Annotated in this window: 14 protein-coding genes and 1 pseudogene; 10 read left to right on the top strand and 5 right to left on the bottom strand. The window is 60.3% G+C overall.

Features of this window, described 5'->3' with window-relative positions; translation table 11 throughout:
• The first annotated feature begins 39 nt into the window (after nucleotides 1–39).
• Nucleotides 40–738: a molybdate ABC transporter permease subunit gene (gene modB / locus AACL53_RS16240; protein WP_339085575.1), complete on the top strand. Its 699-nt coding sequence runs from the start codon at nucleotides 40–42 to the stop codon at nucleotides 736–738.
• Nucleotides 735–1,412 (top strand): annotated as a pseudogene (gene modC / locus AACL53_RS16235) (molybdenum ABC transporter ATP-binding protein); the annotation flags it as partial. The gene modB and the pseudogene modC, both read left to right, overlap by 4 nt.
• Before the next feature lie 33 nt (nucleotides 1,413–1,445).
• Here the strand turns inward: modC and AACL53_RS16230 are convergent.
• Nucleotides 1,446–1,838, bottom strand: coding sequence for a winged helix-turn-helix domain-containing protein (locus AACL53_RS16230; protein WP_339085574.1), 393 nt, complete (start codon nucleotides 1,836–1,838; stop codon nucleotides 1,446–1,448).
• Here AACL53_RS16230 and AACL53_RS16225 point away from each other — a divergent pair.
• The 8 genes from AACL53_RS16225 (at nucleotide 1,828) to AACL53_RS16190 (ending at nucleotide 10,068) form a co-directional block, all read left to right on the top strand.
• Complete coding sequence (locus tag AACL53_RS16225) at nucleotides 1,828–1,995, top strand: hypothetical protein (RefSeq protein ID WP_339085573.1); 168 nt, start codon at nucleotides 1,828–1,830, stop codon at nucleotides 1,993–1,995. The two genes, AACL53_RS16230 and AACL53_RS16225, sit on opposite strands and share 11 nt — an antisense overlap.
• Nucleotides 1,996–2,213: 218 nt before the next feature.
• Nucleotides 2,214–3,365: an ABC transporter substrate-binding protein gene (locus tag AACL53_RS16220; RefSeq protein WP_339086966.1), complete on the top strand. Its 1,152-nt coding sequence runs from the start codon at nucleotides 2,214–2,216 to the stop codon at nucleotides 3,363–3,365.
• Between the two features lie 58 nt (nucleotides 3,366–3,423).
• On the top strand, nucleotides 3,424–4,434 hold the full coding sequence (locus AACL53_RS16215) for an ABC transporter ATP-binding protein (protein WP_339085572.1): 1,011 nt from the start codon (nucleotides 3,424–3,426) through the stop codon (nucleotides 4,432–4,434).
• On the top strand, nucleotides 4,431–5,369 hold the full coding sequence (locus AACL53_RS16210; RefSeq protein WP_339085571.1) for an ABC transporter permease: 939 nt from the start codon (nucleotides 4,431–4,433) through the stop codon (nucleotides 5,367–5,369). The genes AACL53_RS16215 and AACL53_RS16210 overlap by 4 nt, the downstream gene beginning before the upstream one ends.
• Entirely contained in the window at nucleotides 5,359–6,177 is an 819-nt protein-coding gene (locus tag AACL53_RS16205) for an ABC transporter permease (protein ID WP_339085570.1), read from the top strand. Before AACL53_RS16210 ends, AACL53_RS16205 begins: the two co-directional genes overlap by 11 nt.
• 23 nt (nucleotides 6,178–6,200) lie before the next feature.
• Nucleotides 6,201–7,628, top strand: a complete 1,428-nt coding sequence (locus AACL53_RS16200; protein WP_339085569.1) for a gamma-aminobutyraldehyde dehydrogenase — start codon at nucleotides 6,201–6,203, stop codon at nucleotides 7,626–7,628.
• Nucleotides 7,629–7,762: 134 nt separating this feature from the next.
• Complete coding sequence (locus tag AACL53_RS16195; protein WP_339085568.1) at nucleotides 7,763–8,857, top strand: phosphotransferase enzyme family protein; 1,095 nt, start codon at nucleotides 7,763–7,765, stop codon at nucleotides 8,855–8,857.
• Nucleotides 8,858–8,988: 131 nt separating this feature from the next.
• The gene (locus AACL53_RS16190; RefSeq protein WP_339085567.1) at nucleotides 8,989–10,068 is read left to right on the top strand and encodes an AraC family transcriptional regulator; all 1,080 of its coding nucleotides are present in this window, start codon (nucleotides 8,989–8,991) and stop codon (nucleotides 10,066–10,068) included.
• 28 nt (nucleotides 10,069–10,096) lie between these two features.
• On the opposite strand, the gene fabG is transcribed toward AACL53_RS16190, so the two are convergent.
• From fabG to AACL53_RS16170, 4 genes are all read right to left on the bottom strand, one after another.
• Nucleotides 10,097–10,876, bottom strand: a complete 780-nt coding sequence (fabG, locus tag AACL53_RS16185; protein WP_339085566.1) for a 3-oxoacyl-ACP reductase FabG — start codon at nucleotides 10,874–10,876, stop codon at nucleotides 10,097–10,099.
• A gap of 64 nt (nucleotides 10,877–10,940) precedes the next feature.
• Nucleotides 10,941–11,750, bottom strand: coding sequence for an ABC transporter permease (locus AACL53_RS16180; protein ID WP_339085565.1), 810 nt, complete (start codon nucleotides 11,748–11,750; stop codon nucleotides 10,941–10,943).
• A 4-nt stretch (nucleotides 11,751–11,754) separates the two neighbouring features.
• A complete protein-coding gene (locus AACL53_RS16175; protein ID WP_339085564.1) occupies nucleotides 11,755–12,615 on the bottom strand; it encodes an ABC transporter permease in 861 nt (286 codons plus the stop codon).
• Nucleotides 12,612–13,685, bottom strand: a complete 1,074-nt coding sequence (locus AACL53_RS16170) for an ABC transporter ATP-binding protein (RefSeq protein WP_339085563.1) — start codon at nucleotides 13,683–13,685, stop codon at nucleotides 12,612–12,614. The genes AACL53_RS16175 and AACL53_RS16170 overlap by 4 nt, the downstream gene beginning before the upstream one ends.
• Nucleotides 13,686–13,744 lie beyond the last annotated feature (59 nt).

Here is a 13,744-nt window from a genome sequence, read left to right as displayed (position 1 = left end):
CGGCGAACGGCGGGCAGCGCCGAACCGAAAGGCAGATCAGTGTTCGAATTTTCTCCCGAGGCGTGGATGGCGATAGAGCTCAGTCTACGCGTCGCCACGGTCGGGACGCTGGTCGGCCTTCCGATCGCGCTTGTCGCCGCCTATGCGCTGGCGCGCTGGCGCTTTCCAGGGAAGATCATCCTTGACGGCATCCTGCACTTGCCCCTCGTTTTGCCGCCCGTCGTAACGGGCTACTTCCTGTTGCTGACGTTCGGACGCCAGGGGACCCTCGGAAAGTTTTTTTACGACATCTTCGGCATTACGTTCTCGTTTCGGTGGACGGGTGCAGCGCTCGCTTGCGGTGTCATGGGCTTCCCGCTGATGCTGCGAGCGATACGGCTTTCATTCGAAGCGATTGACCGCCGGCTCGAGACGGCCTCCGGTACGCTGGGCGCCAACCCGTACTGGACGTTCCTTCTCGTGACGTTGCCGTTGGCTCTTCCAGGCGTTCTGGTTGGCGCAATTCTGTGTTTTGCTAAAGCGTTGGGCGAATTCGGCGCGACGATCACGTTCGTCTCGAACATCCCCGGCGAAACGCAGACGATCCCGTCGGCGATCTACACCTACACGCAAGTTCCGGGCGGCGAGACGGAAGCACTTCGGCTATCGTTGGTTTCGGTCGCCATCGCGATGGTGGCGCTCATCCTGTCGGAAGTATTGAACCGCCGCATTCAAAAGCGCATCGCCGTATTCGAATGAAGGAAAAGTCCCCACTGCTCAGTTTCCGGGCTTTGCAAAAGCGGCCGGATTTCACCCTCGACGTTGCCTTCGAAAGCAACAGCACTCTGACTGCGTTGTTCGGCCCCTCGGGCTCGGGCAAGACGAGCATTCTCAATTTGATTGCCGGCGTCCAGCGCCCCGCTCGCGGGCGCATCGTCGTTGCGGGCAACGTGTTGACGGATACGGATGCCGGGATCTTCATCCCGATGCACCGGCGCCGCGTCGGAGTGGTTTTTCAGGACGCGCAACTCTTTCCGCATTTGACTGTCCAGCAGAACATCAAGTTCGGGCAATGGTTCACCCGCACGCACGATCAAGGCCTTCCGCTTGATGTGATTGTCGAAGTTCTCGGCATCGGATCACTGATGAAGCGGCGCCCGGCGACGCTCTCGGGCGGCGAAAGGCATCGGGTCGCGTTGGCGCGAGCCCTGTTATCCTCGCCGCGCATCCTGCTGATGGACGAACCGCTGGCCGCACTCGACGATGCGCGCCGAGCCGAGATCATGAGCCTGATCGAACGAATCCGGGACGAGTTCAAAGTGCCGATCGTTTACGTCACCCACAATGTCGAAGAAGTGCGCCGCCTCGCATTGCGCGTTGTGCGGATCAATGCCGGGCGTGTCGTCTCCACCGGAACCGCCGGCGAGGTGCTGGGCTCATAGCTCCGCGATAATCTGAGCGCGCGATCATGCGCGTGCGGATTGAGGCGGTTTCTTGGCCGGCTTGGGATCGCTCTTGCCGGGACGGGCAAGATGCTTCTCGATCGACGCCAGCGGCTTGGCGAAAACGCTGAGTGCCTGAGCCTCCATGTTGCGATACTGTCGAACGAGGTCGGCGCCGAACGGTGTCAGCTTCGCAGCGCCGCCGCCGCGGCCGCCATGCTGGCGTTCGATCAGCGGATCGGTGAACATCGCGCCGAACTCGTCCATCAAATACCAGGCACGTTTGTAGGACATGCCCATGGCCTTGGCGGCCTGTGCGATGGATCCATGCTCTCCGATCAATTCGAGAAGTTGGATCCGGCCGTGACCGATGTAGCGTTCGCCTTCAAAGTCGATGCGGATTTTGATGACCGTCATTCGTTCCCGCTCCGCTTTTTCAAAAACCAGTTTTGGCGGTCCCTTGCGCCGGGTGCTCTCTCAGGGACGTTTCCGCCTGCCGGCCGGTATTGGTAAAGCCTTCGGTTCAAACCAATCGCGACCGGTGACCAATCTGCTGTTCCCCTTTACGAATTGAGACCGGAAATGCAAACCCCTAGACCCCGTGCCGATCAAACTCTGTGCATCTGGTCCGGCACGTCGCTTGCTCCGGCGCCATTTGAACGAACCGATCATGCTTCCCTAGCGTGTCGCCCATTCCTGAACTAACATCAACAAAGTATCCGTGACGGGGCGCGAGGGGTGCATCTCCGAGCCTTCGCCGTGGGGTGGCAATCGGAGGAGTAAGCACACATGATGCCCAGTCGGAAGACACTTGTTACGGCCGGAGCGCTTCTTTTTATAGGCAGCTTCGCCGTCTCGGGCGATCCGCTCAAGTCCGTCGGCGAAGGCGAGGGACAGCTCGATATCGTAGCTTGGCCTGGATACATCGAGCGGGGAGAGTCCGACAAGAATTACGACTGGGTGACGGGCTTCGAAAAAGAGACGGGCTGCAAGGTCACCGTCAAAACGGCGGCGACCTCCGATGAGATGGTCACGCTGATGAACCAGGGTGGCTTCGACCTCGTCACCGCATCGGGCGACGCATCACTGCGGCTCGTTGCCGGCAAGAAGGTTCAGCCGATCAACATTGCGCTGATCCCGAGCTGGCAGAAGATCGATCCGAGGCTGCAGGAAGCGCCTTGGCATACCGTTGACGGCGTCCATTACGGCGTTCCCTATCAGTGGGGACCGAACGTGCTCGCCTATAACACGAACGTCTTCAAGGAAGCCCCGAAGAGCTGGGCGGTGGTGTTCGAGGAACAGAACCTTCCCGACGGCAAGAGCAACAAAGGCCGTGTACAGGCTTATGACGGCCCGATCTACATTGCGGACGCAGCGCTCTACCTCAGCAAGAAGAGGCCGGAACTCGGCATTAAGAATCCTTATGAGCTGAACAAGGAGCAGTATGCCGCAGCCGTCGCGCTGCTACAGGCGCAACGCGCCCTCATCGGCCGTTATTGGCACGATGCGACCGTGCAGGTCGATGACTTCAAAAACGAGGGTGTCGTCGCATCCTCTTCGTGGCCCTATCAGGTAAACCTGCTGCAGGCCGACAAGAAGCCCATCGCCTCGACGATTCCCGAAGAAGGCGCGACCGGTTGGGCCGATACGACGATGATGCACGTCGACGCCAAGCATCCGAACTGCGCGTACAAGTGGCTCGAGCACTCCTTGAACCCGAAGCTCCAGGGCGATCTGGCCTCGTGGTTTGGTTCGGTACCGACGGTACCGGCCGCCTGCAAGGGGAACGAACTGCTGACGGAGACGGGCTGTGCGACGAACGGCTTCGAAAACTTCGACAAAATATGGTTCTGGCGCACGCCGACGGCAAAGTGCGAGAAGGAAAGCTCTTGCGTGCCCTATTCGCAATGGGCGAAAGACTACATCGCCATTCTCGGCAAGTAATCGACACTCCCTGCGGTCGGCCGGCCAGCCGGTCGGCCGCAGGCATCCGATGAGTTTCATGTCTCCAGCAGTTCGCTTTCAAAACGTATCGCGTCGCTTCGGCTCTGTGCGCGCCGTCGACAACGTGTCTCTCGACATTGAGCCGGGAGAATTCTTCGCCCTTCTCGGTCCATCGGGCTCCGGAAAGACGACGTGCCTCCGCCTCATCGCCGGCTTCGAGCAGCCGGACGAGGGCCACATCGAAATATTCGGCGAGACGGCCGACGGCGTGCCGCCCTACCGGCGCAACGTCAACACGGTGTTCCAGGACTACGCTCTGTTCCCGCACATGACGGTCGGCGAAAACGTCGCCTACGGTCTGATGATCAAGGGCGTCGGCAAAGCCGAGCGTGAAGAAAAAGCAAAAGACGCGCTCGCCATGGTCAAGCTCGCGGGCTACGAAAGCCGCCGGACGGCGCAGCTTTCGGGCGGTCAGCGCCAGCGCGTTGCACTCGCCCGTGCCCTGGTCAACGGGCCAAAAGTGCTTTTGCTCGACGAGCCGCTCGGCGCGCTCGACCTGAAGCTCCGCGAGCAGATGCAGGAAGAATTGAAATCGCTGCAGGTGAGCCTCGGCATCACATTCGTTTTTGTGACGCACGATCAGGGCGAGGCGCTGTCGATGGCCAACAGGGTCGCGATCTTCAACGACGGCAAGATCGTCCAGGTCGGCACGCCATCCGACGTTTACGAACGTCCGACCTCGCGCTTTGTCGCCGATTTCGTCGGCTCGTCGAACGTGCTGCCACCTGAATTTGCAGCCGCTCACGGCGGCAGCAGCACGTGGACGAGTCTCCGGCCCGAGAAAATCCAGATCGCGTCGCAAAATGCCCTGGTGCCAGCCGCCTGCGCGCACGCCAAAGGAATAGTCACCGCAATCAGCTATCAAGGTGCGGTTACGCGCATCACGGTCGCGACGGAAAAACTGGCGCTCATCGCGTCGACGCCCGCAGGTACTGATGTGCGCAAGGGCGACAGCGTTTCTCTAATCTGGCCGAAGTCCGCGATGGTGGCGATGGGAGAGGGCGCGTGACCGCGGCCGTAGCAGAAAGGCAGAGAGGGATCGGCGGCGCGATCTCGGACCTATTCTTCGCGCGCCCGCAGCTCGTGACGTTCCTGTTGCTGACGCCGCCGCTGCTCTGGATCGGCGTCGTCTACATCGGCTCGCTGTTCGCGCTTCTGCTTCAGAGCTTCTATTCGCTCGACGATTTCTCCGGCCTCGTCGTTCACGAGTTCACGCTCGCAACCTACGAGCAGCTTTTCGAAGCGTCGAACGCCCAGATCATTCTGCGCACCGTCACCATGGCGGCACTCGTGACCGTCGCGAGCGCGATCATCGCGTTCCCCATCGCGTACTACGCGGCGCGATACGCGCGCGGCTGGACGAAGGCTCTGTTCTATCTCGCCGTCATGATGCCGCTCTGGTCGAGCTACCTGGTGAAGGTCTATGCCTGGAAGCTGATCCTCGCCAAGGAGGGGATCGTAACTTGGTTCGCGAACGAACTGCATCTCAGTTGGCTGCTTGACGGCATTCTGGCGTTGCCCGTCGTGGGCGGCCCGTCGCTTTCATTCAGCTATATCGGCACGTTTCTCGTCTTCGTCTATATCTGGCTGCCGTACATGATCCTGCCGACGCAAGCAGCGCTCGAGCGTGTTCCGGCGAACTTCATCGAGGCGTCGGCCGACCTCGGCGCCGATCCACGCCAGACGTTCCGAACAGTGATCTTTCCGCTCGCGCTTCCCGGGATCGTCGCCGGATCGATCTTCACGTTTTCCCTGACGCTCGGCGATTACATCATCCCGCAGATCGTCGGCAATTCGCGCCTGATGATCGGGCAGGCCGTCTACACGCTTCAGGGAACCGCCGGAAACATCCCGCTCGCCGCGGCCTTTACAGTCGTGCCGATGCTGATCATGGCCGTTTATCTCTGGATGGCGAAACGCATGGGGGCGTTCGATGTCCTCTAATGCGAACAGCAAGACCCCGCTTGGCTTACGGATCTCGGCGATTGCTGGACTGCTATTCCTTCATCTGCCGCTGGCGTTGATCTTCCTCTACGCCTTCACGACGGAGGAAAAGAGCTTCGAGTTTCCGCCCCCAGGGCTCACCACGAAGTGGTTTGGAGTGGCGTGGTCGTCGCGGCCGGATATTTGGGGCCCGCTCTATTTATCCCTGCAGGTCGCGGCAATCGCGACAGCGCTGGCTCTCATATTCGGAACGCTGGCCGCGGCCGCACTGTCCCGAACGCGCTTTTTCGGCCGCGAAACAATCTCGCTTCTTTTCATCCTGCCGATAGCGCTGCCCGGCATCATCACGGGCATCGCGCTTCGTTCCGCCTTCGACATCATGACCATACCGTTCTCGGTCTGGACGATCATTCTCGGCCACGCGACGTTCTGCATCGTCGTCGTCTACAACAACGCGGTCGCACGATTTCGCAGGCTGAACGGCAATCTCGTCGAGGCCTCGATGGACCTTGGCGCCAACTCGTTTCAGACCTTCCGCCACGTCATCCTTCCGCAAATCGGAACGGCGTTGCTCGCCGGCGGAATGCTCGCATTTGCGCTCTCATTCGACGAGGTGATCGTCACCACGTTCACCGCCGGTCAGCAAACGACTCTGCCGATCTGGATGCTTTCCGAACTCATCCGGCCACGTCAAAGGCCGGTGACGAACGTCGTCGCCGTATTCGTGTTCATCGTAACGCTGTTGCCGATCCTCGCAGCCTATTATCTGACGCGAGAAGGCGAACACACCGGCGGCTCTTCAAAGTAACGACTCAAATGCTGGAGGATAAGATGCTCGACACCAACATGCTGATCGGCTCTGACTTCGTTGCCGGTACAGACGCGCCGGAGCCAGTCGTCAACCCGAAGACGGAAGACGTCATCACCAATCTGCCGGACGCGTCCGCAGCCCAGGTCGATGCGGCAGTCAATGCTGCCGACAAGGCATTTAAGACTTGGTCGCAAACGACTGTCGGTGAACGCTCGACGCTGCTCTTGAAGCTCGCCGACGCAATCGAACGTGACGCTGAAAGCTTCGCCACGCTCGAGGCCTTGAATACCGGCAAGCCGCGCATTCGTGTTCTGCAGGATGAAATGCCCGCGATCGTCGATTGCTTCCGTTTCTTCGCAGGCGCCGTTCGCAACATGCACGGCCCCGTCGCCGGTGAATACATGGCCGGCCACACGTCGATGATCCGCCGTGATCCTGTCGGCGTCGTCGGCTCCATCGCACCGTGGAACTATCCGCTGATGATGGCGGCGTGGAAGCTTGCCCCGGCGCTCGCGGGCGGCAACACGATCGTGCTGAAGCCGTCCGAGCAGACTCCGCTGACGCTTCTGAAGCTCGGCAAGATCATCGCCGATATTTTCCCCGAAGGCGTCGTCAACATCGTCGTCGGCAAGGGCGCGACGACAGGTTCCGCGCTGATCAACCATCCGAAGGTTTCCATGGTGTCGCTCACGGGCAGCATCGGCACCGGTCAGAAGGTCCTGCAGGCAGCAGCCACGAACATCAAGCGCACGCATCTTGAACTCGGCGGCAAAGCGCCTGTCATCGTTTTCGACGACGCCGACATCGCGTCCGTCGTCGAGGGCGTGAAGATCTTCGGCTTCTACAACGCGGGCCAGGATTGCACCGCGGCGTGCCGCATCTATGCCGGTAAGAAAGTCTACGACAATCTCGTTGCCGATCTTTCGAGCGCGGTGAAGGAGCTCAAGTACAACCAGGCCAACGACGACGACAACGACCTCGGGCCGTTGATTTCTTCGACGCACAAGGGCCGCGTGCAATCCTTCGTCGAACGCGCAAGCAAGCAGAGCCACATCACGATGACGGCAGGCGGCAAAGCGCCGGCCGGGAAAGGCTTCTTCTTCGAGCCGACGGTCGTCGCGGGCGCCACGCAGAACGATGAGATCGTCCGCAAGGAAGTTTTCGGTCCCGTCGTCTCGATCACTCCGTTCGACGACACGGATGAAGCGATCGCCTGGGCCAACGACAGCGATTACGGGCTCGCGTCCTCGGTTTGGACGCAGGACATCGCCCGGGGCATGAAGGTCGCGTCGCGGCTGCAGTACGGCTGCACGTGGGTTAACACCCATTTCATGCTCGTCAGCGAGATGCCCCACGGCGGTCTCAAGATGTCGGGCTACGGCAAGGATCTCTCGATGTATGCGCTCGAGGATTACACCGTACCGCGTCACGTGATGGTGAAGCTCTAGTCCGAGTTGCGAAGAGCACCGCCAAGGCGCGTGGCTCGCCCTGTCAACTGACACGGCGGCGAGGTCAAGTTCGCTTTCCCGTCGCCCCGTAGTGTTTGCAAAAAAGAGAGAAGCGGTCGAAAGGCCGCCTCTCAATGAAGCGCACGGGAGTCAAGGCAGCAGGCATGACGGGTACCGATGAGGCGACACACGAAGAGCTGTTGCAGCGATTGCAGCTTCTGGCCGAACGCGCGGTAAGGCGCTACGGGCTTCCGGGCGACTGCACGGTCAAGCTCATAAACGTCTCCGAGAATGCAACGTATCGCGTCGATAGCAGCACCGGGCAAAGGTGGGCGCTGCGCGTCCATCGCGAAAACTATCATTCGCGCACCGCGATAGCCTCAGAACTCGCATGGCTTTCGGCTCTCCGCGAAAATGGCGGCGTTGCCACGCCGACGGCGCTGAGAGGTCTGGACGGCGAATATATCCAGACGGTTGCGGTCGCGGGGCTGCAAAACCCGCGCAACGTCGTGCTGTTCCAATGGGAGAATGGCTCGGAGCCATCGAGTACCGACGTCGCCGGCTTCGAGCTGCTTGGCGAAACGGCGGCCCGCATGCACGCCCATGTTCGCAAGTGGCAGCGGCCGGCCTGGTTCGAACGCTTCACCTGGGACTTCGAGACCAGCCTCGGCAGTCGTCCCCATTGGGGCTACTGGAAGGACGGCATGGGGATGACGCCGGAGGCGACGGCAGCCATCACCGAAGCCGTCGCGCTGATCGGACGGCGTCTCGAGAACTTCGGCAAATCGCCCGATCGCTTCAATCTCGTGCACGGCGATATGCGTCTCGCCAACCTGCTGATGGACGGGTCTACCGTTAAGGCCATCGATTTCGACGACTGCGGTTTTTCCTGGCTCCTTTACGATTGCGCGACGACGGTGTCGTTCTTCGAGCATATGCCCGAGGTGCCGGATCTGCTCAAAGCCTGGGTCCGCGGCTATCGCCGCATCGGCAATTTGAGCGAGGCAGAAGAAAGCGAAATCGCGACGTTCGTCATGCTGCGAAGACTTCTCCTCGTTGCGTGGATCGGATCGCATTCGGAAACCGAACTGGCGAAATCGATGGGTGTCGAGTACACGCAGACTTCCATCCCGCTGTGCGAGCAGTACCTCTCTTCGTACGGTGGCGCCGCCGGAAAAGACGTTGCTGCACCGCCGAAGAAGGGTCTTCTGAAACGTCTGTTCGGCTGAATGCTGCACCGCAATTATGCCGGTATTTTCGGCGGCTGCCGAATAATTCATCGCGCATGACGGGTTGACCCGTGGGACGCTTCTGCTAGCCTTTTTTCTCTGGAATATTGGCATCTGCTCACCAGGAAACGATGGCACTCGGCATTATCGACTTCGGAGCGAGCGGCGCTGGTACCTCTATCGGCCGGGGAACCGACCCGTCTGTTCTAGCCTCCGCCGCCACCGGGATAGTGAAGTTCATCGAGCGCCAGCGCGGCGACGTCGATCGTATTTTTGGCAGCGTCGGCATCTCGCCTGAAATGGCCGGTTCTCCGACTCTGCAGTTGAGCCTCAGCTCCTACTGCCGCCTGTTCGAGGAAAGCGCTCGCATAACCCGAAACGACAATTTCGGCTTGTGGTTCGGCAATGCGTTCGATCCGCGTGACCTCGGTCTTTGGGGATATGCCTCGCTCTCCGCTCCATCACTGGGCGTCGCTCTCGAAACGCTCGTGGAACTCTTTCCGCTGCACCAGCAATCGTCCTCGATGGGGCTCAGGACGACGCCCGATGGCCTCGCGCGGCTCGAATATCGCATCGACGCGCCGCAAATCATCGAACGCCGGCAAGACGCGGAACTGTCGCTCGGCATGTTCCTCAACCTCATTCGCGAAGCGATGGGCCAGAGCTGGGCCCCCGAGGAAGTTCATTTCGAGCATCCAAAGCCCGAAGGCTGGCGCGAGCATGAGCGCGCATTCGCGGCACCGGCTTTCTTCTCGCAGCCGACCAACGCGATCGTGTTCCGGCCGCAAATCCTGAAGCATGCAATGCCCTCAGCCGATCCACGCCTCATGTGCGCAATGAAGCTTTGTCTCGATAGGCTCTCCGAGCGTCGCGATGTGCGCTTCAGCATTACCGATCGCGTTCGCAGCGCCGTGCGCGCGAGACTGCCTGAAGGCTTTCCGCAAATCGAATGCGTGGCGGCCGAGCTGCGGCTTCCACTCAGCGCCATTCAGCGCGAGCTTCATTACGACGGACTGAGCTACAGCACCCTCGTCGAAAGCACCCGCCGCGACTTGGCGTTGTCCTATGTGCGCCAGCGCCAGCTGTCGTTCTCTGAAATAGCCTTCCTCGTCGGCTATTCCGAGCTCTCGGCTTTCAGCCGCGCCGTCCGGCGATGGACCGGCCTTTCTCCGCGCGCGCTGCGCGCGGAGGTATTGCACAACCAAAGCTGACCGGAATTCGCCTCGCTAGCCAAATGCGTCAGGCCTGCGCCAGCGCATCCGTGCTTTCGGGCAGGATCTGACCGCCGTCGACGATGATCGTCTGCCCGGTGACGTAGGCGGCTTCCTTGGACGCGAAGAACAGCGCCGCGTAACCGATATCCTCGACCTTGCCGAGCTTCTGCAGCGGGATGCAAGCCGCAGCGGCCTTCTCATACTCAGGCCCGAGCGCCGCGAGGCCTTCAGTTGCGATGTTGCCCGGTAGAACCGCGTTGACGGTAATGCCGTACTTCGCGAACTCCATGCAGGCCGTACGCATGAAGCCGAGCTGCCCTGCCTTCGTCGCACCGTAGTGAGACCAGCCCGGGAAGGCCGTGATCGGGCCCGTGATCGACGACGTGATCACGATGCGCCCCTGATCCGATTTCTTCAAATACGGCAGGCAGGCTTTGACAGACAGGAACGTTCCCTTGAGGTTCGTATCGGAAACGAAGTCCCAATCTTCCGGCGACAATTCCTCGATCTTTGTCTGAGGAAAAATACCGGCGTTGGCGCATAGGATATCGATGCCGCCGTAAGCCGTGGCAGTGGCCTCCGCCAGAACCTGCAAGTCGCCCATGCTCGTGATGTCGGCGGCGAGGCCCATCGCCGTGCCGCCGTCGCGGCACAACTCTTCCGCCGTAGCCTTTGCTTCAGCGAGATTCCGCGAGACCACGACGACCTTTGCGCCGCTCTTTGCAAAGACGCGCGCGATACCCTTGCCGATCCCCTTGCTTCCACCGGTGACGATGACGGACCGGCCTGCGATAGACGTGAACATGGACATAACCTCCCTAGGGGCCGCGTTGTTGCTCTTGTTCGAATTCAGAGATTGAGAGTTTGTTCTAGGCTGCCGCGTTCCGCTTCCGTGTCAGAAAGAGCATTGCCGCGTAGCCGCCAAAGAGGAGGACGGCGGCGGCCGCCGTCGAAATCGTGCCGAGGACGGGGACGCCCGGTGTGTAGCCCGCGACCATCTTTGCATAGAGATACTTGGGCAAAGTGTTGTCCGCGCCCGTTGTGTAGAGCGACAGCGGGAAGTTGCCCCACGACAATAGGAACGCGAACAGACTTCCCGAAAAAATCCCGGGCATGAGGACAGGCAGCGTCACCTCGCGGAAAGTCTGCCATCGCGATGCGCCGAGATCTGTCGCCGCTTCCTCGAGAGACGGATCGAAGGAATAGACCTGAATGGCCATGACGAGCGTTACGACCGGCGCAATCCAGACGAGGTGCGCGAGCACGGCCGTCTTCCAGGACAGGGTGAAGCCCAAGGCGTTGAACCAAAGCAGAAGGGCGAGACCAAGTACCGACTGAGGAAAGAAGATCGGTAGCAGAATGAACTTTTGGTAGAGCTTACGGCCCTTCCAATCGTAACGGGCGAAGGCCAGCGCACCGAAGAAGCCAAGCACGACTGCGATGACGGTTACCGTCAGCGCAATCGACAGAGACGTGTAGGCCAGTGCCCTGACTTCGAGCGAGTTGAAGACCTTGGACCACCAATCGAACCCGAAGGACGTAATCGGGAAGGTGAAGTAGCGGCTGGAGGTCATCGACGCGAGGAAGATCGTCGCGCTGGGAAGAAACACGAAGAGCAGGACCGCTGCCGTCCAGACGCCGATTAGGATGTGGCGAATGCTGCCATTGTTCTCAGACATTACGTCACCGCTTTCCAAGTATGTGATCGAGATCGAACCGCCTAAGCACGATGAGGACGAGCACGCTGACGACGAGCATCAGCAGCACCGCGAGCGCCGCCCCGAGAGGCCAGTTCTGCGCATACGTGAAGGCAATTTCGATATCGTGCGTGATCGGGATGATGCGTTGGCCGCCAAGAACCTTTGCCTCGGCGATGGCGCCGACCGCGAGCACGAATGTCAGCAACGAGCCGATCATCAAACCCGGTGTCGATAGCGGCAGTTCAACCTCGCGGAAAACCTGCCAGCGCGAAGCGCCGAGGTCCCTCGCGGCTTCGCGCATCTGGTTCGGAACCATCGCGATTCCGAGCGTCATGGGAAAGAGCATGAACGGCAGATAGACGTAGACCATGCCGAACAAAACGGCGGCCGGAGTGAAGAGGAAATCTCCCATCTCCACGCCAAAGAGCGTTCGCAAGGTTCCGGGAAGGATACCGCCCTTGATGAAGAAGAGCACCCAGCCGTAGAGGCGGATGTTCTCCGAAACCACCAGCGGGATGGTGAAGAGCAGCGTCAAAACCGTCGACCATCGGCCAAAGACGCGAACGAGACCGTACGCGACCGGATAGCAGATGAGAGCGAGAATTACGACGGTGGCAGACGCCAGCCCCAGCGACCACAACAACGAGACATAGGTGTTGTCGCTGAAGATTCTTTCGTAATTTTCGAGAGTGGGTTCGTGCCAAAGCCCGAAGGTTCGAGGCGGCATGAAGCTGAAGCCCACCACCGCGAGCAGAGGTGCAACGAACCCGAGCGTCAGCAATACCATGATCGGTATTGCCGAGCGCCTTCCTGGTTCGGCGAGGACGGAGGTCTTTTCGATCATTCGTCGGCCACCAGAATTGAGTTTTCCGGATCCCAACCAATCAGCACTTCATCGTCGAGCTTGCCCTTGAAGGGCTGCTGGCGAAGCTTTTCGATGAGGAACACTTTTTCGCCGACGCGGACTTGATATTGAATGCGCGATCCGAGTGCGTACTCGTTATAGAGAACGCCTTTGAGGCTGTTCTGCGCGTCGCTCGGAGAGTTGAGGAAGTGCAGGAACTCGGGCCGGACGACCAGGCACAGCGCTTTGCTGTCGATGGCTGCCGGTGGAACCTTGAAGCTTGCGCCGAGCGACTGGGAGCGTACTGAGCCCGGGCCGTTGGTCTCCACGGGTATCACGTTGACGTCGCCCATGAACTCGGAGACGAAGCGCGAGCGCGGCGTCGAATAGATCTCGTTCGGGGATCCGACCTGAATGAGCTTGCCGCGCCGCATGACGCCGATCCGGTCGCTCATCACCATTGCCTCTTCGAGGCTGTGCGTGATGTAGACGAACGTCTTGCCGGTTTCGCGGTGAATGTCCTTCAGCTCTTTCTCGAGCGTCTTGCGGAGCTTGTAGTCGATCGCCGAAAGCGGTTCGTCGAAAAACAGGATCTGTGGATCGAATGCGAGCGCACGGGCAAGGGCGACGCGCTGGCGCTCGCCGCCCGAACACAACGTGACGTTCTTCGAATAGTAGTCGGCGGGGAGTCGCAATTTCTCCATCAGCTCACGCGCGCGCTTTTCGCGCGTCGCCGGATCGACATTTCGAATTTTTAAGGCGAACTCGATGTTCTGCCCGACCGTCCGGTGCGGAAAGAGTGCGAGCGACTGAAACACCATGCATGTCGGCCGTTCGTTGGCCGGAGTGTCGTTGATGCGCTTGTCGCGCAGCAGGATGTCACCCGAGGTCGGACGTTCCATCCCGGCGAGCATGCGGATCAATGTCGTCTTACCGCTGCCGGAAGGTCCGACGATCGTGAAGAATTCGCCTTCGCCGATGGAAAGGTTGAGATCGTCGACGGCGGCTAGATTGCCGAACGCTTTTCGAACGTTCTTCAACCGTAGGATAGGTTCGGAAGTTCCGGTCACGTAGGAGTTCCAACTTCTTTGAAAGCTAATGAGAAACGCGTCGGGCCTTCCGCCTATCG

The organism is Hyphomicrobium sp. ghe19 (genome assembly GCF_902712875.1).
Lineage (GTDB): Bacteria > Pseudomonadota > Alphaproteobacteria > Rhizobiales > Hyphomicrobiaceae > Hyphomicrobium_B.
The sequence above is the reverse complement of the archived record's forward strand: the minus strand, read 5'-3'. Positions and strand labels throughout refer to the sequence as shown.

Excerpts from the sequence above, each read along its gene's own strand:
- AACL53_RS16225 (WP_339085573.1), top strand. The coding sequence starts at position 1,828 with ATGACCGTCATTCGTTCCCGCTCCGCTTTTTCAAAAACCAGTTTTGGC.
- AACL53_RS16230 (WP_339085574.1), bottom strand. The coding sequence starts at position 1,838 with ATGACGGTCATCAAAATCCGCATCGACTTTGAAGGCGAACGCTACATC.
- AACL53_RS16220 (WP_339086966.1), top strand. The coding sequence starts at position 2,214 with ATGCCCAGTCGGAAGACACTTGTTACGGCCGGAGCGCTTCTTTTTATA.
- AACL53_RS16215 (WP_339085572.1), top strand. The coding sequence starts at position 3,424 with ATGTCTCCAGCAGTTCGCTTTCAAAACGTATCGCGTCGCTTCGGCTCT.
- AACL53_RS16205 (WP_339085570.1), top strand. The coding sequence starts at position 5,359 with ATGTCCTCTAATGCGAACAGCAAGACCCCGCTTGGCTTACGGATCTCG.
- AACL53_RS16200 (WP_339085569.1), top strand. The coding sequence starts at position 6,201 with ATGCTCGACACCAACATGCTGATCGGCTCTGACTTCGTTGCCGGTACA.
- AACL53_RS16195 (WP_339085568.1), top strand. The coding sequence starts at position 7,763 with ATGAAGCGCACGGGAGTCAAGGCAGCAGGCATGACGGGTACCGATGAG.
- AACL53_RS16190 (WP_339085567.1), top strand. The coding sequence starts at position 8,989 with ATGGCACTCGGCATTATCGACTTCGGAGCGAGCGGCGCTGGTACCTCT.
- fabG (WP_339085566.1), bottom strand. The coding sequence starts at position 10,876 with ATGTTCACGTCTATCGCAGGCCGGTCCGTCATCGTCACCGGTGGAAGC.
- AACL53_RS16180 (WP_339085565.1), bottom strand. The coding sequence starts at position 11,750 with ATGTCTGAGAACAATGGCAGCATTCGCCACATCCTAATCGGCGTCTGG.
- AACL53_RS16175 (WP_339085564.1), bottom strand. The coding sequence starts at position 12,615 with ATGATCGAAAAGACCTCCGTCCTCGCCGAACCAGGAAGGCGCTCGGCA.